General features: G+C 46.7%; 18 protein-coding genes and 1 pseudogene. 9 read left to right on the forward strand and 10 right to left on the reverse strand.

Features of this window, described 5'->3' with window-relative positions; genetic code table 11:
* Positions 1-16: 16 nt before the first annotated feature.
* The gene (locus tag QUB44_RS22105) at positions 17-3,022 is read left to right on the forward strand and encodes a GAF domain-containing protein (protein WP_333370797.1); all 3,006 of its coding nucleotides are present in this window, start codon (positions 17-19) and stop codon (positions 3,020-3,022) included.
* A 7-nt stretch (positions 3,023-3,029) separates the two neighbouring features.
* Here the strand turns inward: QUB44_RS22105 and QUB44_RS22110 are convergent, their stop codons facing one another.
* The 3 genes from QUB44_RS22110 to QUB44_RS22120 all read right to left on the reverse strand — a co-directional run bounded on the left by QUB44_RS22110 (position 3,030) and on the right by QUB44_RS22120 (position 5,518).
* Complete coding sequence (locus QUB44_RS22110) at positions 3,030-3,806, reverse strand: pentapeptide repeat-containing protein (protein WP_333370799.1); 777 nt, start codon at positions 3,804-3,806, stop codon at positions 3,030-3,032.
* Between the two features lie 414 nt (positions 3,807-4,220).
* The gene (locus tag QUB44_RS22115) at positions 4,221-4,865 is read right to left on the reverse strand and encodes a pentapeptide repeat-containing protein (RefSeq protein WP_333370801.1); all 645 of its coding nucleotides are present in this window, start codon (positions 4,863-4,865) and stop codon (positions 4,221-4,223) included.
* 530 nt (positions 4,866-5,395) lie between these two features.
* A complete protein-coding gene (locus QUB44_RS22120; protein ID WP_333370805.1) occupies positions 5,396-5,518 on the reverse strand; it encodes a hypothetical protein in 123 nt (40 codons plus the stop codon).
* Between the two features lie 431 nt (positions 5,519-5,949).
* Between QUB44_RS22120 and QUB44_RS22125 the strand changes: the two genes are divergently transcribed.
* Positions 5,950-6,387, forward strand: coding sequence for a helix-turn-helix domain-containing protein (locus QUB44_RS22125; RefSeq protein WP_333370808.1), 438 nt, complete (start codon positions 5,950-5,952; stop codon positions 6,385-6,387).
* 296 nt (positions 6,388-6,683) lie between these two features.
* Here the strand turns inward: QUB44_RS22125 and QUB44_RS22130 are convergent, their stop codons facing one another.
* Positions 6,684-7,037, reverse strand: a complete 354-nt coding sequence (locus QUB44_RS22130) for a metal-sensitive transcriptional regulator (RefSeq protein WP_333163138.1) — start codon at positions 7,035-7,037, stop codon at positions 6,684-6,686.
* Between the two features lie 177 nt (positions 7,038-7,214).
* On the opposite strand from QUB44_RS22130, the gene QUB44_RS22135 reads away from it, so the two are divergent.
* The 3 genes from QUB44_RS22135 to QUB44_RS22145 all read left to right on the forward strand — a co-directional run bounded on the left by QUB44_RS22135 (position 7,215) and on the right by QUB44_RS22145 (position 11,742).
* Positions 7,215-8,459: an HhoA/HhoB/HtrA family serine endopeptidase gene (locus tag QUB44_RS22135; RefSeq protein ID WP_333370811.1), complete on the forward strand. Its 1,245-nt coding sequence runs from the start codon at positions 7,215-7,217 to the stop codon at positions 8,457-8,459.
* 70 nt (positions 8,460-8,529) lie between these two features.
* The gene (locus QUB44_RS22140) at positions 8,530-9,180 is read left to right on the forward strand and encodes an RNA ligase family protein (RefSeq protein ID WP_333370813.1); all 651 of its coding nucleotides are present in this window, start codon (positions 8,530-8,532) and stop codon (positions 9,178-9,180) included.
* Between the two features lie 153 nt (positions 9,181-9,333).
* Positions 9,334-11,742: an EF-hand domain-containing protein gene (locus QUB44_RS22145; protein WP_333370815.1), complete on the forward strand. Its 2,409-nt coding sequence runs from the start codon at positions 9,334-9,336 to the stop codon at positions 11,740-11,742.
* Between the two features lie 32 nt (positions 11,743-11,774).
* Here QUB44_RS22145 and QUB44_RS31255 read toward each other — a convergent pair whose 3' ends face one another.
* From QUB44_RS31255 to QUB44_RS22165, 5 genes are all read right to left on the reverse strand, one after another.
* Complete coding sequence (locus QUB44_RS31255) at positions 11,775-11,936, reverse strand: type II toxin-antitoxin system PemK/MazF family toxin (protein WP_445299921.1); 162 nt, start codon at positions 11,934-11,936, stop codon at positions 11,775-11,777.
* Positions 11,891-12,121 (reverse strand): hypothetical protein, encoded by a 231-nt coding sequence (locus QUB44_RS22150; RefSeq protein ID WP_333370817.1) that lies wholly within the window; start codon positions 12,119-12,121, stop codon positions 11,891-11,893. The genes QUB44_RS31255 and QUB44_RS22150 overlap by 46 nt, the downstream gene beginning before the upstream one ends.
* Positions 12,122-12,232: 111 nt before the next feature.
* The gene (locus tag QUB44_RS22155) at positions 12,233-13,426 is read right to left on the reverse strand and encodes a glutathione S-transferase family protein (protein WP_333370819.1); all 1,194 of its coding nucleotides are present in this window, start codon (positions 13,424-13,426) and stop codon (positions 12,233-12,235) included.
* Between the two features lie 235 nt (positions 13,427-13,661).
* Positions 13,662-14,543, reverse strand: coding sequence for a tetratricopeptide repeat protein (locus QUB44_RS22160; RefSeq protein WP_445299922.1), 882 nt, complete (start codon positions 14,541-14,543; stop codon positions 13,662-13,664).
* 358 nt (positions 14,544-14,901) lie between these two features.
* The gene (locus QUB44_RS22165) at positions 14,902-18,159 is read right to left on the reverse strand and encodes an ATP-binding protein (RefSeq protein ID WP_333370822.1); all 3,258 of its coding nucleotides are present in this window, start codon (positions 18,157-18,159) and stop codon (positions 14,902-14,904) included.
* Positions 18,160-18,555: 396 nt separating this feature from the next.
* Here QUB44_RS22165 and QUB44_RS22170 point away from each other — a divergent pair, with 396 nt between their 5' ends.
* The 4 genes from QUB44_RS22170 to QUB44_RS31260 all read left to right on the forward strand — a co-directional run bounded on the left by QUB44_RS22170 (position 18,556) and on the right by QUB44_RS31260 (position 22,447).
* Positions 18,556-19,494, forward strand: coding sequence for a circadian clock protein KaiA (locus tag QUB44_RS22170; RefSeq protein ID WP_333370824.1), 939 nt, complete (start codon positions 18,556-18,558; stop codon positions 19,492-19,494).
* A gap of 188 nt (positions 19,495-19,682) precedes the next feature.
* Positions 19,683-19,997 carry a circadian clock protein KaiB gene (kaiB, locus tag QUB44_RS22175; RefSeq protein WP_006632119.1) on the forward strand — a complete coding sequence of 105 codons (315 nt, stop codon included), beginning with the start codon at positions 19,683-19,685 and terminating at the stop codon, positions 19,995-19,997.
* A gap of 346 nt (positions 19,998-20,343) precedes the next feature.
* Positions 20,344-21,906, forward strand: a complete 1,563-nt coding sequence (gene kaiC, locus QUB44_RS22180; RefSeq protein WP_333370826.1) for a circadian clock protein KaiC — start codon at positions 20,344-20,346, stop codon at positions 21,904-21,906.
* Positions 21,907-22,156: 250 nt separating this feature from the next.
* The gene (locus QUB44_RS31260) at positions 22,157-22,447 is read left to right on the forward strand and encodes an EAL domain-containing protein (protein WP_445299923.1); all 291 of its coding nucleotides are present in this window, start codon (positions 22,157-22,159) and stop codon (positions 22,445-22,447) included.
* Positions 22,448-22,452: 5 nt separating this feature from the next.
* Here the strand turns inward: QUB44_RS31260 and QUB44_RS22185 are convergent.
* Positions 22,453-22,959, reverse strand: a pseudogene (locus tag QUB44_RS22185) (ISKra4 family transposase); the annotation flags it as partial.
* Positions 22,960-23,053: the final 94 nt, after the last annotated feature.

Raw genomic sequence — 23,053 nt, forward strand, 5'->3', positions numbered from 1 at the left:
GTACAAAAGGAGATTTATGCAACTCAGAGAAAATACGCAAGAATTACATTATAAACTAGACAGAGAAGTTTTGATACGGCGGATAACAGAACGCATTCGCCAATCTCTAGAATTAGAAGATATTTTAACCAGTACAGTAGCAGAAGTGCGGTCTTTTTTGAAAACAGATCGCATTATGATTTACAGGTTTAGTGCTGACGGCAGTGGAGAAGTTGTTGCTGAGTCAATTAATAACAACTGTCTCCCTTCCTTGAAAGGACTGCACTTTCCAGCAGACGACATTCCCGCGAGCGCCAGGGAGATGTATGTCACTTTGCGCCAGCGGACAATAATAGATGTTAACTCAGGGACGATCGTCCTGAGTCCCCTCGATGCTGCAGACACCGGTCAACCTTTAGTAAAGGAAGAGATCCACTACAGATCGCTCGATCCTTGCCATACCGCTTACCTGATGGCAATGGGAGTGCAATCTTCCTTAGTCGTGCCGATTGTGCACCGCCGGATCGTCTCGGAAAACAGCAAAACAGATATCTGCCAGGCCGCGACGTGTCTGACTCGATACGAGCCAGGAAATAATCAAAAAATTCACATCGAACTGTGGGGACTTTTAGTGTCTCACCACTGTGCGCCCCTCAATATTTCACCAGCAGATTTAGAAGTAGTTCAGCTCGTATCAGATCAATTGTCTAGCGCTATAGCCCACGCGCTCCTCCTCCAGCAAACCCGCTCTCAAGCCGTCCGCGAAGCTACCGTGAGTCGCATAGCAGCCCTGTTATATGGTCACGTCAACATTCAACTGCAACAGGGTTTAGAAGCCACCGTCACCGCTTTGGGTGGTAGCGGTGGCAGACTCTATCTCAAACCGCCGAAAATCAACGGTGAAAAGTTATCCGCTCCCAAGATTGAAGGAGGATTGCCAATTGCCCCGGCCCACAGTGATGCTACCTTTGAACTGTTCACCACAGGAGAACAACCGACACTTCCCAACTGGGAAAAAGTTAAGGCGATCGAAGCTCATCCCCTCTGGCAGGAATGGCTAACCAAAGGATTCAAAAATACCGAAGAACTTCCCAAGTTTTCAATTTTTACTAATTCTCAATTTCCAGTTTGGATAATTACAGACTTATACAAAGAACCTCTATTTAGAGTTTTAGTTCCCGCTTTCCAATCTACTCAAATTCGGGGTTTGTTGGTAATTCCCCTCCACTACAAACAACAATTAGTCGGCTGTTTGACCATTTTTCGCAATGCCATTGATACCGAAAAAATGTGGGCGGGGCGCTTTGACACCAGCGCTGCACAAACTCTTCCCAGACAATCTTTTGAACTCTGGCGAGAAATAAAAAAAGGTCAGTCGCCCGAGTGGAAGTACGAGGAAATTGAGCAAGCTTTAGCTATAGCCAGCCAATTTTGTTCGGCAATTGGGCAGTACGTTCTTTATAAAGAAGTGCAAACCCTGAATGCCAACTTGGAGCGCCAAGTTCAAGAACGCACCGCCCAATTGCAAAAATCCTTGGACTTTGCCAAAGTATTGACGCGAGTTAGAGACCAGATTCGCAGCACCTTAGATTTAAAAATCATACTGCAAACTATTGTGCGAGAAGTCAGAGTTTTGTTGGATACCGATCGCACGGTAATCTACCAATTTGCGGCCGACAAACAGGGCGAGGTAGTTGTCGAAGCTGTTTGTGGCGAGTGGCGGTCCATTTTAGGTATCAAATCTCCACAAGGATGCTTTCCCGAAGGCTCAGACTGCTTTTATCGAAGCGGACGGGTGCGAGCAATTAATGATATTTATACTGAGGATTTAACACCCTGTCACCGCGAATTTTTGGAAGAGTTGCAGGTGAGAGGAAGTTTAATTGTGCCTATGAAAGGCAAAGATTCCCAAGCGTGGGGGTTGCTGATTGCCCATGAGTGTTCGGGGCCGAGAGTTTGGCAAACAGCAGAACAGGAATTAGTGCAACATTTAGCGGCTCAAGCTGCGATCGCCATTCACCAAGCAGAACTTTATCAAGAAAGTCTCAATGCAGCAACTGCCGATCGATTAAAAGCCGAACAGCTAGCTAAAACCGTCACAGAACTGCACAATACCCAAGCCCAACTGATTCAAACCGAAAAAATGTCCAGTCTTGGACAACTCCTGGCCGGAGTCGCCCACGAAATCAATAACCCCGTTAACTTTATCTACGGCAATCTGTCGCACGCCAGCGAATACACCAAAGATTTGCTCTGCTTGGTGGAACTCTACCGCCAGCACTACCCCAATCCCAACCCAGAAATTAGCGAGTGTTCCGAAGCAATCGACATCGAATTTCTTACCGAAGATTTGCCAAAAATTTTGGGTTCCATGACAGTCGGAGTTGAGCGCATCCGCCAGTTAGTTGTATCTTTACGTAATTTTTCCAGGAGCGATCAAGCCGAGAAAAAAGCCGTTGACATTCATGAGGGCATAGACAGTACCCTGTTGATTTTGCAGCACCGGATCAAAGCCAATTCTGATCACAACACCGTAGAAATCATTAAAGAATACGCCCCTTTGCCCTTAGTAGAATGCTATGCCAGCTCGCTCAATCAGGTATTTATGAATCTGATCGGTAATGCCCTTGACGCCCTAGAAATGGGAAAAAAAGAGCGAGTTATGAATCTTCCCTTTAAAGCGGCAAGTGCAGCGGCGACGCATTTAAGCTCCCAAATACTGCCTATCGAGTCAGGAGATATAAAGGCAACCAGCGAGTGTTTGATTCCTGATTTCCCATCTCCTTGCATTCGGATTCGCACTGAATTAATCGATGAAAAAACGGTAGGAATTTGCATTGCCGACAATGGTCACGGCATCCCGAAAGAGTTAATCTCTCACATATTTAATCCGTTTTTTACTACTAAACCCGTAGGTCGGGGCACGGGTTTAGGACTGTCTATCAGTTACCAAATTGTAGTTGAGAAACACCAAGGCGTACTTAAATGTGTTTCTGTACCCGGTCATGGTACAGAATTCTGGATCGAGATTCCCCTGAATTAGGCAACCGTCAAGGCAAGATCAACTTCACCAGCACAGAACCGATCGAACCGAGAAGACTCATAAAGTTGCCACCGCCCCCCGTGCGGGGTTCCGTAGGCTTTTGGCGCGCAACAATGGCTTCGCCTAACTGCTTTGACAACTCCTGACCTTGGGGATTTCCTTGAGCTGCAAACAGTTGGTTTGCTATTGCAGCGTCTTGAGCCGCACCGGCGAACTCTCCCACGTCAGCGCGAGACATACTGCGCGCAAAATAAACAGCTGCTAAATCCGATTTCAGATTCAGGGCTTGATTGTAATAATCAATGGCGTTTCTGTAGTTTCCTGCTTGAGCTTCCAGCACTCCCAACCGATAGAAGTCTTCAGCGGTGCCAATATTGGTTGGCATTCCTCTAACTCCGATCAGTTGCGCGTTAGTTAAATTGGCGTTGAGCAAATTGGCGCCGCTGAGATAGGCACTTCTCAAGTCAGCACCGCTGAGGTTCGCACCGCTGAGGTTAGCCCCCGTCAGGTTGACGCCAAACAAGCTAGTGCCGCTGAGGTTGGCACCGCTGAGGTCAGCCCCGGTGAGGTTGGCTCGGCTGAGGTTAGCCATTCTCAAGTCAGCACCTTTGAGATTGGCTCCGGTTAAGTTGGCTAAAACCAAGCCCGCACTGCTGAGGTCGCAGTTGGGGCACTGTCGGGTGGCTAGTAATTGTTGCGTGTGTTGGATGTTCTCGGCGGCGGCAGGAGCGATCGGGGCGATCGCGCTCAGCAGCGTTGCAGCAGCGAGGATTCTGAGTTTCATTTTAACCGTCCTAAATCCAAAATATTAAATCTAAAATAGCTTTTCTCGAAGCAATTGAAAATCACCATAACACAAGTTCACCCAACAAATCTTTTGACTTGCCGTATGTAGGAGTTCTTTGCGGCATCAGCACCCTAGATTGAAGTTATCCGCCTTACCGGAGTGTCAATCGATTTTAGATTTTAGATTTTAGATTTTAGATTTTAGAATTGAATCATTGACCCCACGGATAAATTCGGGGGGCAAGTTTCATCGGATACAGGTTTTTTATTTCTCCACGGATGAATCACGTGGCGGGTATCCTGGATGCTTTCTTCGGTCAAATAAAGATTTCGCTGCCAATAAATTAGGGTAATGAAAAGCTCATTACCCTTTAGCCGCTGTTCTCGGCAACCATAAAAATTAACAAATAAATTAGTCGTGAATCGTGCCGTCGGGCATCGTTGTACCCTTAAGATATACTCCGCTCAGGTTAACTTTTGTAAGGTTGGCTCCCAACAGGTTTGCTCCGCTTAAGTCTGACGCACTTAAAATCGCTTCAGTCAAGTCTGCCCTAATTAGACTCGCCCCCATTAAGTCGGCTCCGCTCAGGTCTACTTTACTCAAGTTTGCGCCAATTAAATCGCATTCTGTGAGTACCGCCCTACGCAAGTTTACTCCGTAAAGATTTACTCCGTGCAAGTCTGCACGGCTGAGTGTTGCCCGAGATATGTTGGCACCAATTAAAGTTGCTTGGATCAGAGAAGCTCCGCTCAAGTCTGCTTTGCTGAGATTTGCTCCCATCAACTCAGCTCGATGCAGGTTAGCTTCAACTAAAAGTGCTTCCGTGAGGTCGGCTCCACCTAAGTCTGCTTTGCTCAAATTAATCTTGCACAAATTGGCTTTGCCAAAGTTGGCTCTGTTAAGTTTGGCTTTGCTGAGATTGGCTCCAATCAGGTCGGCTTCATACAGATTGACTCCAATCAATTCTGCTTCGTAGAGGTAGACCTCGTGCAGGTAGACCCCACTAAAATTTCTTTCTCCTATTGCATATAGCTTGAGCAGTTCGTCAACGTTCATTGTGGCTTCTCTACACCTTTTAAATGAAGAATACTGTCAGCAAGCTGGTTGCACCGGATGTTCTGCAATTTTAGATTCTAAAATATTCATACCCAGCCTGAAACTTCCCTCAATCTGCAAGGTTTGAGTATAAATTAGATGTTTGGTGAGGGTGAAGGAAAAAGCTGCATTCTCTTTTACCCGTGGCTAAAAATTAATATTTAAAAATTTTAACAACAAGTTCGATCGCACTTCCTAACTAAATCCCAAAGATTCTACGTGGAAACTCCGATCAAACCCATAACTTTTTGTGGGTTGTTGAGCTTACTGAGTGCTAGCGTGACGAAGATCACAAAAAAATGCTAGTAGGATCACATAGAAACTCCGATTTCGATCACAGCAGGCGGGCAAAAATAGCCGATACTTATACTGTAATGCTCTAAAAAATTGACAATGCCACCCTCGTCGTGTTTTACTCAATTGGCGATAAAGCCAGTAGTTTCACGGATACTTGCCCGTGGCAAGAAAGTCGGTTGCAACGTCACTCGGCGCTACCGGCTCTGACCGATGAGAGTGCTGATATCTAAGGATTTTTCGCACAGCGAAAGCCAAAAATGCACTTCGGGGACTAGGGGAATGTCTGTATAAAAATGCGACCGCTGGTGTACAGACATTCGCTTGTTTGCTAGCACCTAACTAAAAATCGCCCATACGTTCGCAAAAATTACCAATTGATACCAGGAAAACCATGATAGACGTTTAACAATAAAATAATAAATGGTATTCCTTAAGAGTCACCTATTGTTACTAATGTTACAGTCGATCGGTTAACGGCTATCAGTATTAGCAATGACGCTTGTCCATCAAATACAAAACTGACCCAGAAACCGGTTTTTTTACAAAAAAAATCGTTGCAACCTTGCTCCAGGTTAAAATAACCCGGTTTCTGAGCGTCTGAGTGCCTCCAGGAATGAAAAAGTTTAATGAGAAAGATCGCTTTTGTCTTGCTTCAGGGCAAACAAAAGGTCAGGATTTAGGATAGGAGCAGCTTTGGCTCGCTTGTCAAACAAAGGTATTGTAGAACGCGAATTGTGAGGTAATTGATATGGCTGGAGTATGTAAACTTAGCATCACAGAGACAATTGAAGAACTAAAAAACCTGTTAACTGAACAAAAAACAGCAAGCGGCTTTCAAAAAATTCAAGCACTTTACCTGTTCAAAATTTGTCACGTTAAGACAGTTAAAGAATTGGCAATGACCATCGGGGTAAACCGAATTACAGTGCAGCGGTGGCTGAGAAAGTACCGATCTTACGGACTCGAAGGACTCCTCGAAACAAAGCACAGCGGCGGCCGCAAGCCGGCTATTCCTCCTGTGGCCCGCGCTAGTTTGGCAATGCGCCTCAGCGACCCCCAGGAAGGCTTTAAAAGCTATGGAGAAATTCAAGAGTGGTTGCAGCAGGAATACAGCATTGAAGCTTCCTATAAAGCGGTTTACGCAACAGTCAGATACCAGCTCAAAGCCAAGCTGACGAAAGTCTAGACAGTTCATACCCCGTCGGATTAATCACCGATTATCTAATGGTTTGCAGTCAGCTTTTGGAGCTTTTGAGGAGTTCCTTCGTCACGAAACACCTGACTAATTCTTTTTTAACAAAACTCGCTCCCATAAACTGCGAAGCATATAAATTATATGTTGTGGCAATGGGGTGAGGGGAAGAATATGTGATGCTTTTCCCCTGTTTGTGAAAGATGCTTAAAAAATTGGTCATCAATCATAACTTGCAAGTTTTGTCTAATTTGCAGGTTTTGTTATATGGAGATAAAAATTGGCAGTGGCTAAGGCAAAAACCGATCCAAAGCCGCTTTCAACTCTTCGATTTCCGTATCGATATTACCTTCTTTAGCGGCTCGGGCAATGCACTCAGTTAAGTGTTCGTCAAGAATGATTCTCGCTACGCGATCGAGTGCGCCTCGAACCGCAGCAACTTGCACCAGAACTTCGGGACAAGGACGGTTTTCTTGAACCATTGTTTTAATGCCGCGGACGTGTCCCTCAATCCGAGACAAGCGATTTACCAGCCGCCGCATCGATTCTTCATCGTGATGGTGAGGATGGACTGATTCAGCGTCGTGATGGTGGTGGGAATTTGAGGGCAAGGATTTGTCAGTAGAAGTATCAGATAGAATCATCGGGGTTACGAGGGAAATTTAAAAGTTAGAATTCAGAATATGTGGAGTTGGTGCGGGCTCGTGACTCATGTATTGTAACTGTCAAAATATATTTAGGATCTTCATAGTGGCCGATTATTGAGTCCGCACGATCGCACACCTTTACCAGACTAACCCAGACTAACAAAGATTGACGCTATGCGACTATTTAAGTTTTTTCGCCCCGCACCTCGAACCGGTGCTCGTTGGTTCGCCCTAATTTTAGGAATGACGATCGCCCTGAGTGCGTTAGCAATCAATGCTGCACCCGCTGCCGCCGCTGATAGCACCAATCCGCCCAACTTACACTTCCAGAGTTCCCCCGCCACCCCCCCGAATCCGCAACTGTTAGCGCTGCGGAGTCCTGAACTCCCAGGGGATACCGGCAGTTTTGTGACCGCGGCTGTCGATCGAGTCGGGCCGGCCGTTGTCCGCATTGATACCGAGCGCACCGTCAGTCGCAACCTCGACCCCTTAATGGAAGACCCCTTCTTCCGCAGATTTTTGGGAGAAGATTTGCGAAGCATGACACCGAGACAAGAACGATTGCGCGGTCAAGGTTCTGGCTTCATCATCGACAAAAGCGGGATTGTTTTAACCAATGCTCACGTAGTTGACAAAGCCGATCGAGTGACTGTCACCTTAAACGACGGCAGAACATTTCCAGGAGAAGTGCAAGGTACTGACGAAGTAACTGATTTGGCAGTTGTCAAAATTAATACTAAGCAATTCGACTTGCCCGTGGCAACCCTAGGAGATTCCGACGCGGTGAAAGTGGGAGATTGGGCGATCGCCGTGGGAAACCCTTTAGGATTTGACAATACCGTCACCTTGGGCATTATCAGCACTCTCAAACGCTCCAGTGCAGCCGTCGGCATCCCCGACAAGCGGCTCGATTTCATTCAAACCGACGCCGCCATCAATCCCGGCAATTCCGGCGGCCCGCTGTTAAACAGCAGAGGAGAAGTGATTGGCATCAACACGGCGATTCGAGCTGATGCAATGGGTATTGGCTTTGCAATTCCGATCGCCAAAGCCAAGGCCATCTACGCGCAGTTAGCCAAGGGAGAACAAGTCAGCCATCCGTTTTTGGGGATTCAGATGATTGCTTTGACTCCTGAAATGGCCAGAGAGAATAATTCTGACCCCAATGCTCCTTTGATTGTCCCGGAAGTTAACGGAGTGTTAGTCATGCGAGTTGTGCCAAATACGCCTGCTGAGAAAGCAGGGATTCGCAAAGGGGATGTGATAGTTCAAATTGACGGTGAGGGAGTGACTGAGGCCGAACAGTTGCAAAGTTTGGTGGACAACAGTGAAATCGGTCAAATTCTCAAACTGAAGGTGCGCCGCGGTGCCCAGATTAAAGAAGTCGCCGTTCAAACTGCTCAATTGCAAGATTTTTAGAAGTGAAGAGGAAGGGGGTAAACTGTTAGAAAACCTTTCCTTCTTCCTTCTTCCTTCTTCCTTCCTCTATATGACACGAGTTCAACTTGCCTATCCCAAAATTCCAGATAGTAAAAATTGCCCTCATGAACAATGTATAGCTTTTGAGAAGTACGATGGCACTAATTTGCATTGGGTTTGGGAAGTCGAACTTGGTTGGTATGCTTTTGGTACGCGCCGCAGTAGATTTGATTTAGATGAGATGGGAATTGCAGAATTTAACGCTGCACATCCAGGTTTAGAAGCAGCACCTGAAATATTTAAGATAGATTTTGCTAGTCCATTAGAGTCTATATTTAGAGAGAACGAACAGTATCACTGCGCTGAAATTACTGTGTTTACAGAGTTTTTTGGTGCTAACTCGTTTGCGGGAATGCACCAAAAGGACGATCGCAAACAACTGGTGCTTTTTGATGTGGAAACTGAGGGTGGCATGGTTGTTCCCGATCGGTTTATTCAGGATTTTGGTAAATTAAATATTGCGCGAGTGATTTATCGCGGCAAATTAACAGGCAAGTTTATGGATGATATTCGCGAGGGGAAATACGGTGTGGATGAAGGTGTTGTGTGCAAGGGAGGCCGCAATGCTAATAATCTGTGGATGGTGAAGATTAAGACAGATGCGTATATGCAGAGATTACAGGAAGTTTTTAAGGATGATTGGGAAAATTACTGGGAGTAATATCAAACTGATAGATCAACTGTCACAAGCCAAAGTGGGAGATATCGGCAATCCCCTTGGATTTGACAATATCGTTGCGTAAGTCATCAGGAATTAAAGTATATTGGTCATAATCAATAGACAGCTAATAAAAAAATCAGGGAAAATTTAGTTATGACATCTGTGCAGATTGAAAAAAAAGCCATGACAGAAGAAGATGTGGCAAAGTTATGGGAAGCATTCCAAGTATTTGATGCGGACGGGAGCGGTGGTATTTCATCAGAAGAACTGGGTCAAGTGATGCGATCGCTAGGCCAGAGTCCTAACGAAACCGAGCTGCGCGACATGATCAAGGAAGTGGACGTAGACTTGTCGGGCAGTATCGATTTTGAGGAATTCAAAATGCTGATGGTGTCCCAGCAGGGCGATCGCCAGAGTCGTCTCAAAATGGCATTTAGTGTATTTGATGAAAACGGTAGCGGTCAAATCACCAGAGACGAGCTGCACGGCGTGATGAGCCAGTTTGGGCTGACAGAGCAAGAGCTCGATGAGATTATCAAAGAGGTAGATCATGACGGCGATGCCTCAATTGACTTTAAGGAATTCTGCAAACTGGTACCGGATGAGTCAGAGATCACAACCGGATATCAAGACTCACCGGTTCCGGTTGTCAGCACACAGACAACAGAGATTTCAGACATTACAGCGGCTGCGATCGCAACTACAGCAACTGCTATCAATGAGGCAGCTTCTGCCACTATTGAACCTAATCTACAAGAAGCACCCACCGATAGCAATCCAGAAATAGCGCGCCTAAAAGAACTACTCGCCCAACACCCACAAACTGAGAAGAAGCGCGGTACGTCCCGGTTGCAGATGCAGATTGGTTTGTTTCGTCTGATCCAGGGAGCAGCCTACCGCAGCTTCCGCGAGAGTTTTTCCGCCAACCACGAGACTCACCTCCGCGTGAGAAACTTGCCATACAGAATCGCTGATTTTGTGCAATTTGTCAGGAGTGCGATCGCGCTTTATAAAGGATTAGGTGTAGTAGAGTCTGCGTGCAACCCTGTACTGGATGCAGTAGTTAAATCGCTCGAAGATGAATATGCCAGACTGCAAGATCGCATCAAAAACTGGAAGACTATAGAAAAAACTCCAGAAATGTTGGCAGAACAAAAAGCCATGTTGGAAGCGCGGGGTAAGTCTGCAACTGCCAAGGAAAAGTTTGCCGCAGGAGTCGAGTTTGCCATCACCATCAAGAAGAAGAGTCTCAACTTGCGTGACATCGCCGAGGGTGTGCTTGCCATCAACGAACTCAACCGATTGAGAAAAATGGAACTGAGTGAGGAAATGGCACCGCCACCAGCCAAATCAGAGGGAGATCCAAAAGAGTACCTGAAGAAGTGGAACCGCGTCATCCTCTCGGATGCCTCAGAGGAAATCGATGGTGCGATGATGCCAGTCGCCTATTGGTATGAAGACTTTATGCCGAAGTTGCTAGCTGCCTTCAGCGTCAGCACAGCAGCAGACATCCCCTTCAACACGGTTCCTGACGAAGCAGCTTTAAACCAGTGGTACGAAGCCACCAAGGCGTCAGGGGAATTTGGACGCTATGGGGCGGATGTTGCAGAAGGCTTTCCCAAATGCGCTCCAAAACAGAAGTTGATGCTTCAACAGGCATGGCGCTTGACGCACAACTACCTGAATGGGGTACAGAAACGACGCGAACGCTTGGAGTTTGGGCGCGAGTCTGGCGAACTCTCGCAATATGTATCGTTCATTGACGTTTATATCGATCGCAGTGAAATAAAGAATTCACAAATGCGCGTCAGCTTCCCTTACTATATTGGCCCTGCGGTGTGGCGTTTCTTCCACACTACGGCTGAAATCGTCTCTACCAAGACCCCCCAACAGCAAAAAACTTTGGTGGCCATCTTCAAGGACTTTTTCAAACTGTTTGCCACTATGTATCCCTGCCCCTACTGCCGCCACCACCTCAACGCCTACGTCGTGCAGAATAAAGAGGTGGAAATGTACCCTGTGGAGTACCTCGTGCTTGGGCGCGACCCGCGTCTGAATGACTTTGAGGTATCAATGGAGGCGAAGCTCTCCACCGTAGTAGATGGCGCTTCCCTGCGCTTATTCTTCTGGAAGCTGCACAATACTGTCTCCTCATCAATTGCGCGATCGGAGGAGTGGTATCACAAGGATGAGAAAGCATTCTACACCACCCGTTATTGGCCCAGCATTGACTCTGAGCTAGCACGAGCCAAAGCCCTCAAACACATTAGCATTGCCACCGATCGGATGTACCGCCTCTACGGTATGCTCAAGCCTGCGGCACGACTGACAGGGGTGAGAGCAACATTGCAAAAGCTGTTGGATAAGAGGGATGAGGAAGGTATCAAGGAGGCTTGCTTAGTTGCCCAAGATTACATCAAGGAGTTGGAGGAGGCGATCGTCACCGGACAATTCCTCCAAGAGACATATTACTTTGACCCTGACCTTGTGGATCGAGCTCCAGTCTTTAGTCCTGAAGAAGAGGAGTTTGCTCGCAGCGGTGTGTTCGTAGAGGTTGCTTAGATATCAGTGAGTAAAAAGTTAAGTTTTTAAGCTTAACTTTTTACCACTTCGTATATAGTAATCCTCCAGTTTGGAGAGAATGCACTTGCTGAAATAATTACCGCCGATCGACTCTTGCGGATTTCTGTACCGACTGAGGGATCGAAATTCACGAGCCAGAGGCTTCCCAGTCGGTAATCGCTGCTTGCTGCCATGCTTCCTCCTCATCGGCTAATTCATCGCTCAGTTCATTTAGCAATAAACAGGCTTCTACCATTGCCTGCTGTTCTTGTTGTTTGCGCCACGCTTGCAATAAAAGCTCAATTAGCCGACTGCGATTTTCTACACGATCGTCAATGTAACGGACTAGCTCATCTGGCAAAGAGATAGATACTTTCATATTATTTATGCCACTTTTAATACTACCATTGGTCCCACCTCGATCGAGCAGATAGCAAGCTGATGAAGTAGAGCAGCAGCAACGCCGATTCCGTCTGATTCCGATCGCCCCTTACACAAAATTAGCCGGATCTTGATCTCGCCGATGCTTCAGCAGAATCGGAGAACCTTGGCCATCACCCACCAAAGCCGCCGTTTCCTCCAAGGCTTCCCTCAATCGCTTGGCCGCGTAAATCGACATATCGCGGGGCACATTTACCCGATCGCGCAAATACCGCAAAGCCGCATCAGAACCAGCAGGCGGCGTACAAACTTCGCCAGTCATCATCAAAGTTAAAGCACAACGCAAAGCCTCATCGAATAACTTGTCATCAGCAGGATTGACTCGAACGATGTTGCGCTGGTGCTTAATGACGCGATGAAGTGCTTCAGCGCGGGAGGTTTCCGGTTCTGGATACATCACATCCGGCAGTCCAGCCCAAGGCCCATGATCCACGCGGGCTTTATTGAGTAGCATCTGAGGTTCGCCGTTTTCATAACACCCGCCCATCTGAGGCGGTAAATCGTGGACGTGGGTGTGAAAATCGCTCTGAGTGCCGCGATAGGTAGGGCGGGTTTCCATCGCCCCAAACCAGTCAGCAAAGCGCGGGTTTTCTTCCCGCATCGAGTAGCCTTTGTAGTAGTAAAGACTGGCATTCATGCGTTCGACGTAGGGCGTAAAGATGACATCCGCAGTGCCAAATTCATCGAGGAAATAAGGCCCCGGAGTGCTGCCGAGAGCCTTTTCTACCTGGCCGACGACGCTGATAAATTGCTCGCGGTTGTGCTGTTCTACTCTGGCTGAACTTGCTGGGTAGCACAGCCAAGAGCACCAGGCCCTAAACAGCAGTCGCTCTAGCCGCCGCAGGGGAATTACTGCGGGGTTTTCCATGCCCAAACCCAAGGGGCCATAGACTAGTTCGAGGGCGATTAAGATATCATCGCTTTCGGTGATGATGCGGCCGTCTAGTTCGATCGCGGGTAGCATTCCCGATGGCACTTTGCGCTTGTACCAGCTTTCCTTTTCCCCATAGCAGAACATTGTAACTTTGTCAATACGGTAGGGGATTTGTTTTTCTTCCAGCCACAGCCAGATTTTTTGGCAGTAGGGACACCAGGCGTGGTTATCGCGGTACAGGGTGACTCGCACATCGGATTCGGTTTGTCCGAAGAGGCGCAAGCGGGATTGAGCGTTGGTGGGGCCGTTTGTGCGATCGACTTCAAAGTCTGTGAGGGCTTCTAATTCTGTCCAGCTTAGGGGGGTCATGCGATTTTAGATTTTAGATTTTAGATTTTAGATGGGAGAATTGAAGCCAGCGACTGCTTCGTGGCAATAATAGAACTTACGCACCAACTCAATCGGTAGGGTGCGCTGTGCGCGCACCTTACCCCTACCCATAGTGCATTCAACTATTTTTTTGTCTTAGTCATGAATAAGATAGTTGGTTCTCAGTTAAAAAACGCTTTGAGGACTGAAGTCCTCACTACAAACTTAACTACAATTAAGGCGACATTTGGGGAGGGGGTGGGGCGTCTTGAATTTTAGCCAGTGCTGCTTTCATTTCGGGAGTGGCTAGCAACTTTTGGGTATCTGCGATTAAACGATCGCCCCAGAGGTTTTCTTTTAGAAATTCTACGGTAGCATAGCGTTGGTCGAGTTTCAGAGCTGCTTCTCCCATCGCTAAGCCTTTTTCTTTGTCACCTTTTGTGTACAATGCTACTGCTAGAGCTAGCATTGATTCGGCTGCTTTGTCGTCGATCACGATCGCTTCTTGCCAGCGTTTGATAGCGCCATCGACATCTCCCATTTCGTATTTGACTAATCCGATATTGTTGATAGCCGGCCACAGGTTTTTTTCTAAAGCAAAGGCTTTTTCGTATTGGGCGATCGCCTGATCAAACCGCTTCAGCTTATAAAAAGCATTGCCTAAATCAAATAATGCACCTGGAGTGTCTGGTTTTAGTTTCAACCCTGCTTGCAAATATTCGACTGCTTTCTCGTAGTTCGCTTTGCGAAAGTGAGCTTCTCCCAAGACAAATTTAATTGATGGATTTTCTGGCGACAAAGATTGAGCTTGCCCCAAAGCTTCAATGCCTTTGTCAAACTCCTCGACTTGAAGGTACAAGCTACCTAACAAAGTCCAAGTTTGAGCATTTTTGGGGGCTAACTGTGTGGCGAGTTCGGCTCTGGGTACCGCTAGTTGGTACTGCTGGAGTCTGGCTAGCTGGACGGCTTCTTCTGCAAGGCTCAAGGCTGTTTGTTCGAGTTGGGCCGAGTCGATTTGCAGGGTGTAAGGCAGGAGTGCCTGTGCAACAGCAGGCTCGGGCATTGCCCCCAAACCGAGTGCGAGTAGCAGAGATATTAAACGAATGCGATTAGGCACTGTACAGCCCCAGAAAAAAATATAAGGGTTTCTCGATCGCCTATAATAACTCATATTTTTGAGTTTTGATATTGCTTCTTGACTCGCAACACTTCTGGGTTTTCATTTGAATACTTCTCAAATTATGTTTACATTCAGGATGGTCATTTTTCTTCACTGTTTTACAGACGACTAAGAACCTCACTACAAATAGGCCAAATCATGAGTTATTATAAACTTGAATGAGTTAATAAATAATGCTTCGTGATTGACAGTTAAAGAGTTACAAAATTCTGTTTTTTCTCATAAATAATAGTTTATTTTGAGTAGCTTAAAGAGGAGTAAATTCCGCACTACAAACCTGGTAAATTCTTCCTTTTCAAGAACTTGAGTGAGTTAATAAGCTCTGTTGAATTTTATCTAACAATTGTGCTGCTGATAAGGAAGAAGGCAAAATTTTGGCAGATACTTCTTGCAGTAGAAAGTCGATCGCCTCGGATTCCGAATTTACAGCAGACCGATAATCCCAGACTAAAATTGGCAGTTTTACTGCCATTTGCCGCAGGTTCGATAGCGCCTGCAGCATAGCGGTTGATTCTGAGGGGGCATCTCGCAAACACAGCAAAACTAAGTCAACGCTTTGATATTGCAACTGCTGCAAAACTTCTGTCCAGCTCTGAGCGATCGACCCTCGAAATCCTGCGGTGTGGATGTACTGAATCAAAGCTTGAAAGTTGGGAGTAGAAAACTGAGAATTGGGGAGGGGAATCTCGGCATTTGTCGATCGATCGCAATGTTCCAGTTCTTCCGTCGGGTTCCCCCCAGAAGAGGAGTGCAAATCGGGTAAAGTCGAAATGTCAGCAAATAAAATGCTGGGCTTCCAACTCATGCCCGCAGCAACTTGAATCACTTGCCACAAAGCACTTGGCACCAACCCGGTAGGTGAAGTTTCACCGTCGTCGGGACTGCTAGTGGCTAAACAGGGAAATACGGACAATCCTTTGACTTGATTTGCCAGTTGCGTAGTTGGAGGGTCTAAAGTCACCAAGGGGAGAGAACCCAAATTTCGAGACCGACTTAACTGTTCGATAAAAGCTAAGGGGTTTTGCAGTTGACTTGTGCCGTCCAAGACGATCGCGTCGGGCCGCCAAATTCTGGCCACGAGTTCTGCTTGGCCGAGGTCGTCTGCTTCTAAAACCCGGCAGTAGTTGGGGTTGAGCAGTAAAGCGGAACCTTGAGACGAACTGTTTTGCGGGCTGAGCCACAACACGGTTAAAGGACTCCTTACTTTGGGGCTACTAGCATTACTGTGACCGATCAAGTCTGCCAGCAGTCGCCGCAAAGCGGGTTCTTCCACCGGCAAGCTCAAAAAGCCTTCGGCCCTGTTGACACTGGCCCGTTCTTTTTCGCCTCTTGTGGCCGTGATGATCGCCGGAATCGATCGGGTATCCGGGTCACTCTTGAGCAGCGTCAGCACGTCCCAACCCGACAGCAGTGGCAGCAGCGGGTTGAGGAAAATCGCTTCGGGACTAAACCTGCGGGCTTTTTCCAGCGCTTCGGTGCCGGAACGGGCCACTATTACTTGGTAGCCCAAACCTGAGATGACGTTGGTTAAATCTTCTATATATTTGGGAACTGCTTCGACTATTAATACTAAACGAGAGCGAGAATTGGCGATCGGAATCTGATATTGGGGTTTTAATAATTCTTCCTCAGCGGCTCCCGGTGCCGAGGCTTCTTCGCTGCTGTTTCCCGGAGGATTTGGTGGCAGCAGCAGGGTAAATTGAGAGCCTTGGTTTTCTGAGGAAATAAACGAAACGTCCCCGCCGTGAAGCCGAGCTAGGCGTTGAGTTAGTACCAGTCCCAGTCCGGTTCCTTGAAAGCGCCTGGTGAGCGGGCTTTCTAGCTGTTGGAATTTCTGAAAGATTAGGTGCTGTTTGTCGGCCGGGATGCCAATGCCAGTGTCCCAAACAGTGAATGCGATCCAGCCTTCCCAAACATTTACTTTCAATCCGATTTTGCCACCAAGCTCGGTGAATTTTAGGGCATTGGAAAGGAGGTTAACCAGCATTTGCCGCAGCCGCAGTTCGTCGGCAATTAAGTGGCTCAGTCCCGGTTCTATTTCGAGTGTAAATTCTATTTGAGCGGAGGGTTCTGCGTTTGCTGTACCGTCCGTTTGGCTCGCGCCTGGAGGATTTTTTTCTTCTTGCTGTTGCAGTTGTTTTGCTTGTTCAAAGGCTCTTTGGCAGGTTGATGCTATTTCGACTGCTTCGGGAATTAGTTCTAGCTGCCCGGTTTCCATCCGGGTCAAGTCTAATATATCGTTAACTATTGTCATCAAATGCCGCCCGCTTTTATGGATTAGTTTGGCGTAGCGTGTTTGGCGATCGTTGAGTTCTCCGATCAATTTATCTTTGAGGAGGCTGGACAAACCGAGGACAGCGGTGAGCGGGGTTTTTAGTTCGTGGCTGATGCAGGATAAAAATTCGTCTTTGAGTCTGTTGAGGTGGATTAAATCTGCGTTTTTCGCTGCTAATTCTTTGGCGACTAAATGTTCTTCGGTGACATCTTGTCCCATTACTAAAATTAGCTTGTCTGAGAGCGGCTGTTTGACAAATTGCCAGATCCGTTCTTGATCTTTTTGTACGGGGCAGTCGCAAATATAGGTATCTGGTTTGCCGGCGGTGGGGCACCAAGCTGGAGCGGTTAAGGTTGAGGGGGAGGCGGCGGCGTACAAGGGCAGCGGGCAACTGGTGGCTGCGGTTGAATCACGCGCGGCGAAGCTATCCCGCAGGGAATCGCCCGATCTACTTGCTCCTACTAGGCTCCTGCATTCTTTGGTGATGCCCTCTAACTGCACGCTCTTGTATTCGCTTGTTAAATGGCTTGGTTTGCGGGGCGAGTGTTTCCCCAAATTTGCTGCTGGTTCGGGAACTGGTTCTGGGCCTGCTCCCAGCAAAATCCGCCACGCTGCGTTTTGACTGACTATTTGTGCGGTAGGGGTTTGCAATCTCAGGGGCAGGGGCAGTTTTTCCAACAGTTCAACTAGGGAATTCAGGTTTTCCGAAGGTTTCAATCCTGCTTCTAGAAAGCGCACTTGAGCGCCTAGGGCAGTGGCGATGGCTTCGGAAACCGGCCTTAATTCGATTTCTGGGACGACTGTTGCCTCCTCTGTGAGGCTGCAGAGCGAGCTGCTGTTGAGTGCGGCGAATTGCAGCAGGCTCAGGCTGTCTAGCATTCCTAAAAATTGACCATTGGCATCTGTGAGGGCGATCGGGTTGTTTGATGAAATGCCTGCGTTTTGGCGGTTTGGCCGGGCTGGGGTGTTCTGTTCCTCTGTTTGCAGGTATTCCCAGAATTCCCTAACGCTCATAGTGGCGGGTAATGCCCTGACTGGTTCGATCGCGATCAAGCTTTCTGACAAAGGTTGCTGCCCGTCGTTTGTGCGATCGGCTCCCCAAGCCCAAAGGCTGCGGAGGTATACTAATCCCAGTGGCTGTAGCTGTTCGTTGACTACTGCGACTCGATCGCAGTTGCAGGATCTGAAAATTGACTGCAGCGATGCTAGCGCACCCGTTTGGAGGCACAGCGGCACTGGCTCGATAAAATTTTTGAGACTGGGGGTGGTGAGTGGCATAACAAACCTGAGAGTCTGCTCGCGAGAGCAGTAATATTTTTGATGCTCAATGTAGCTGCGAATTTCTGTATCTTATTTGTTTTATATCAGTTCGCTATCAGGCTCGGTATCCGCACCGAGACCGGGGAGTTCGATGCCTACGCCTGATTTGAGGCGACTAGCAATTATTTTAAGGCTTAAGCTTAATTGCAGAAATCGCGCTCAGGGTGCTTGACACAAAAACCACGGAGTACACTTTGATTATTCCTCTGGTAGAAGCGCATCACTTATTTTGCGGTTAAGATTGGTTAAAATAAATATTGAGATGATTGTTAAAATGTTAAGTTTTTTGTAAAGGAGATATCAACTCTGAGCGATCCAGCACTTTCAGGCAACTTAGGTGGTGCACCTACAGCTTTGCTTCCTCAACTGTCTATCGGTATTTTTGTCCACTCTAAGGAAATCGCAGCCTCTGCGATCGAGCTTTTGAGAGGCGAACGCTATGCTTTAACGCACCTTAAGTCGGCAGTGGAGCTTTTCGGATTCCTTAAGCACAATTATCACCTTGATTGTTTGGTTTTGGAGGTGGATGGGGATCTGCGATCGCTTCTGGGCAAGCTGCAAGAACGATCGCTCTTTTTGCCTGCTGTGATTTTTTCGCCCCACGCGCAGGTAGATGGCCGGCCCGAAGCACCATATTCAGATGGTTTTGAGGCCGCAGCCATTAGCGCCAATAAGAGCCAAGACGAAAGCTGTGCTTTTTTTTATCACCCTGCTGAGGTGCAACTGGCAATCGCTCGATCGAACGAAATAGCTGCAGGTATCGATCGGGCGATCGCACAATTTCTCAAACTTTCAACTCCGGTTCCTGTCAATTACCAATCATCCGTAACGGTCGATGCGACAGCCCAATTGACTGCTCAAAGTTTGCTCAGCCGACAGCAGCGGCGGCTGGCGGAAAAATTACGGGAGCGATTAGGATACTTAGGTGTGTATTATAAAAGAAATTCCCAGATTTTTTTGAGAAATCTGTCGGGACCTGAGAAGCAAAAGTTTTTGGAGCAACTCAAGTTAAGTTATCGCGACATCGTTTTGAATTATTTTTCTCAAGATGCTGCGGTCAACAATCAAATAGATGAATTTGTGAATTTGGCTTTTTTTGCTGACGTTCCCGTGACTCAAATTGTAGAAATTCACATGGAATTGATGGACGAGTTTGCTAAACAGCTAAAATTAGAAGGGCGCAGCGAGGAAATATTGCTTGATTACCGTTTGACCCTGATTGACGCGATCGCTCATATGTGCGAGATGTATCGGCGATCGATTCCGAAAGAGACATATCAAAGTAGAATGTAGAACGGATTCGGCCTAATTTAAGAAAGAAAAGGTAGAAGGTAGAATCTAACAAAAAAGAAAGGAGCCGAGAAACGACCGCGCGAGCGCGAGGCGGAAAATATTATAAAATAACAAAGAACAGCGGATTTAAGACAAATAACAACTACAACTAACATCTGACAACTAATACTCAACATTTAAAAAAGTTCATGAGTCCTCTGAAGAAAACCTACGTTCTGAAGCTGTACGTTGCGGGGAATACTCCCAACTCAGTGCGAGCTTTGAAAACCCTAAAGGACATCCTAGAACAAGAATTTCAAGGAGTCTACGCGCTGAAAGTCATAGATGTTCTCAAAAATCCTCAGCTAGCAGAAGAGGACAAAATATTGGCAACCCCGACGCTGGCCAAAATCCTGCCGCCGCCGGTGCGAAAAATTATTGGCGATTTGTCCGATCGTGAGAAAGTTCTGATAGGATTAGATTTGCTCTATGAAGAACTTCGCGAAGAAGACCTGAATTCATAAGATAATCAGGTGAGAGTCAGTCAATTTTTGATTTGAGACTTCGGTTTGGCGTGAAACGTTCGGCGAGCGCGAGCGTCGAAGCGTCGAGTCGCGCTCAGTCGAACGATTTTAGATTTTAGATTTACTCAACAGATGAATCTGGGAGGTTGAAAAAAAGTCTAAAATTTTTATCTTTCCACGACAAGAGTACGTGGCACGGTATCGGTTTTTGGGCGGGGTCATTAGTCAGCAGTTAGCAGTCATTAGTTATTGAGCATGAGCCAAAACTAAAAGCTGGGTACAAAGACTCATGATCGGCGGTTAATGAGTGACAACTAAAGAATACTGAGAGTTGACAAAAATCGACATGAATGAAATTAGTCAAACGGTTCAACGAAAAGGATTGGTAACGCCAGGAGTTGAAAAAATTCGCACGATGATTGAGGGTTTCGATGACATCAGTCACGGCGGAATGCCACTCGGCAGAACCACCCTAGTCAGCGGCACGTCAGGAACGGGAAAAACTTTATTTGCCGTACAGTTTCTTTATAACGGAATTACCCATTTTGACGAAGCTGGAGTGTTCGTAACTTTTGAAGAATCTCCCACAGATATTATTAAAAATGCTTGCAGTTTCGGTTGGGATCTGGCACAGTTAATCGAGGAAGGCAAGCTATTTATTTTGGACGCTTCTCCCGATCCGGAAGGTCAAGATATCGTAGGAAATTTTGATTTATCAGCCTTAATCGAGCGAATTCAGTACGCCATTCGCAAGTACAAAGCCAAGCGGGTTTCAATAGATTCGGTGACAGCCGTATTTCAGCAGTACGATGCTGCATCGGTGGTACGCCGAGAAATTTTTCGCTTAGTTGCGCGCCTCAAACAAGTAGGAGCAACTACAGTTATGACTACGGAACGGGTGGAAGAATACGGCCCGGTGGCGCGGTTTGGGGTGGAAGAGTTTGTGTCGGATAATGTAGTGATTGTTCGCAACGTTTTGGAAGGGGAACGCCGCCGCCGCACAATGGAAATTTTGAAGTTGCGCGGTACAACTCACATGAAGGGCGAATATCCTTTTACTATGACTAATGACGGAATTAATATTTTCCCATTGGGGGCGATGCGATTAACTCAAAAATCTTCAAACGTGCGGGTTTCTTCGGGCGATAAAACTCTCGACGAGATGTGCGGTGGCGGTTTCTTCAAAGACTCAATTATTTTGGCTACGGGTGCAACGGGAACAGGCAAAACGCTATTGGTGAGCAAGTTCTTGCAGAATGCTTGTATGAACGGCAATCGGGCGCTGCTTTTTGCCTATGAAGAGTCGCGGGCCCAGTTGTTCCGCAATGCTTATTCTTGGGGCATTGATTTTGAGGAAATGGAAGAGAAAGGACTGCTGAAGCTGCTGTGCACTTACCCGGAATCGGCGGGTTTGGAAGACCACTTGCAGAGTATTAAATCAGAAATTGCTGAGTTCAAACCTTCTCGAATTGCTATAGACTCGCTGTCGGCGTTAGCTAGGGGTGTCAGCAATAATGCTTTCAGGCAATTTGTGATTGGAGTGACAGGTTTTGCGAAGCAGGAAGAAATAACCGGCTTTTTCACGAATACAAGCGACCAGTTTATGGGTTCTCATTCGATTACCGACTCTCATATTTCTACGATTACTGACACGATTATCATGCTGCAGTATGTAGAGATTCGAGGAGAAATGTCGCGGGCAATTAATGTGTTTAAGATGCGCGGTTCATGGCACGACAAAGGAATTCGAGAATACACGATTACTGAAAGAGGGCCGCAAATTAAAGATTCGTTCAGTGGTTACGAACGGATTATCAGCGGTTCTCCGACTCGGATTACGATTAATGAGAAGAGTGAGCTATCGCGGATTCTCCAGGGTGTGCAAGGTCAAGACGATGAGGATATTTGAGAGCTAGCAGTGATTGGTCGTTAAAAGTAGGTTGGGTTGAGCTAGGAAACCCAACTTTTTTAATTTGAGGAGTTTGTGAAGATTTATAGCAACCGCGAAAATGTTTGGGAGGTTCTTAATTGCTGAAATATGAGCTTTTATTGCCTATCAAACCCAATACCTATAGTTTTTACACAGCAACAATACCTTGGGTCAAATCCAACACCATGGCGATCGTCAATTATTTGAATAGTGCTTGGAAAGCCAATACTTGCTGTATGATCAACCTCAGCTCGATTGGCAAACAGGTAGCCTTGCTGGTGTTAAAGTTATAGTAAGATGCCCTTCTCCTGAATTAGCGTGGGTTCATGGCCATCGATTTATTGCCATCGCCGAAAAAACTAGATTGCTTTTGCCATTGGGCAAATGGATTTTAGAGCAAGCTTGTGGGCAATATCAGCAGTGCCTAGCAGCCAGACTAATTCTTCCTAATATCGCGGTGAATTTGTCGGCACGTCAACTCACCCAACCGACTTTAATCGGGAGCATGTCACCTTTGTAGATAAATTAAATGGTGAAGAGACCATTCAGGTATGCACAACGATGGGCTAAGACTTGTGGCACATTCTCTGGTAGCCATTGCGCGCCCGAAATTTTAATTCGTCTGCCAATTTGTTTAACTGCCGACTCGACGGCTCCTGAACCAATTGAACAAATCTCTTCAGCTTGATAATATTGGTAGTTAACAATCCGATGCTGATGTTTTACTAAATAATTACAAAAATTTTTAGCTGCCTGGGAATTGTCCTCAGAAAATAAAGCTTTAGCCTCAGCTAGTTTTCCTGACCAAAGCAATGATTTTGCCTGCTCTATCCGTTGATTTGAACCGCCAATTTTGCCTAAGTTTTCGACTAAATGATACCAATCTAGAATCTCTATTCGTTGACTATCCTTACCAATACGACTGATGATATTCCAAATCCCATCATGCCCATCTCCCAAACAGGTTACCGCCGCATCAAGATGTTGTTGATTTACCCAATTAATCAGAGCATCATTGTCTTGAAAAAATGCTTCTACACAATTGTTATCTAAGGAATGAAAAATAAATAAGTTGATGAATTATCGGTTATACTGAAAAAAGTGCGCTTATTGCAATTTTCACCCA

Source organism: Microcoleus sp. AT3-D2 (assembly GCF_036705715.1).
Taxonomy (GTDB): Bacteria; Cyanobacteriota; Cyanobacteriia; order Cyanobacteriales; family Microcoleaceae; genus Microcoleus.

Excerpts from the sequence above, each read along its gene's own strand:
- QUB44_RS22115 (WP_333370801.1), bottom strand. The coding sequence starts at position 4,865 with ATGAACGTTGACGAACTGCTCAAGCTATATGCAATAGGAGAAAGAAAT.
- QUB44_RS22150 (WP_333370817.1), bottom strand. The coding sequence starts at position 12,121 with ATGAAAGTATCTATCTCTTTGCCAGATGAGCTAGTCCGTTACATTGAC.
- QUB44_RS22165 (WP_333370822.1), bottom strand. The coding sequence starts at position 18,159 with ATGCCACTCACCACCCCCAGTCTCAAAAATTTTATCGAGCCAGTGCCG.
- kaiB (WP_006632119.1), top strand. The coding sequence starts at position 19,683 with ATGAGTCCTCTGAAGAAAACCTACGTTCTGAAGCTGTACGTTGCGGGG.
- QUB44_RS22110 (WP_333370799.1), bottom strand. The coding sequence starts at position 3,806 with ATGAAACTCAGAATCCTCGCTGCTGCAACGCTGCTGAGCGCGATCGCC.
- QUB44_RS22120 (WP_333370805.1), bottom strand. The coding sequence starts at position 5,518 with ATGTCTGTACACCAGCGGTCGCATTTTTATACAGACATTCCCCTAGTC.
- QUB44_RS22105 (WP_333370797.1), top strand. The coding sequence starts at position 17 with ATGCAACTCAGAGAAAATACGCAAGAATTACATTATAAACTAGACAGA.
- QUB44_RS31255 (WP_445299921.1), bottom strand. The coding sequence starts at position 11,936 with ATGGCAGCAAGCAGCGATTACCGACTGGGAAGCCTCTGGCTCGTGAAT.
- QUB44_RS22135 (WP_333370811.1), top strand. The coding sequence starts at position 7,215 with ATGCGACTATTTAAGTTTTTTCGCCCCGCACCTCGAACCGGTGCTCGT.
- QUB44_RS22140 (WP_333370813.1), top strand. The coding sequence starts at position 8,530 with ATGACACGAGTTCAACTTGCCTATCCCAAAATTCCAGATAGTAAAAAT.
- QUB44_RS22125 (WP_333370808.1), top strand. The coding sequence starts at position 5,950 with ATGGCTGGAGTATGTAAACTTAGCATCACAGAGACAATTGAAGAACTA.
- QUB44_RS22155 (WP_333370819.1), bottom strand. The coding sequence starts at position 13,426 with ATGACCCCCCTAAGCTGGACAGAATTAGAAGCCCTCACAGACTTTGAA.
- QUB44_RS22145 (WP_333370815.1), top strand. The coding sequence starts at position 9,334 with ATGACATCTGTGCAGATTGAAAAAAAAGCCATGACAGAAGAAGATGTG.
- QUB44_RS22130 (WP_333163138.1), bottom strand. The coding sequence starts at position 7,037 with ATGATTCTATCTGATACTTCTACTGACAAATCCTTGCCCTCAAATTCC.
- kaiC (WP_333370826.1), top strand. The coding sequence starts at position 20,344 with ATGAATGAAATTAGTCAAACGGTTCAACGAAAAGGATTGGTAACGCCA.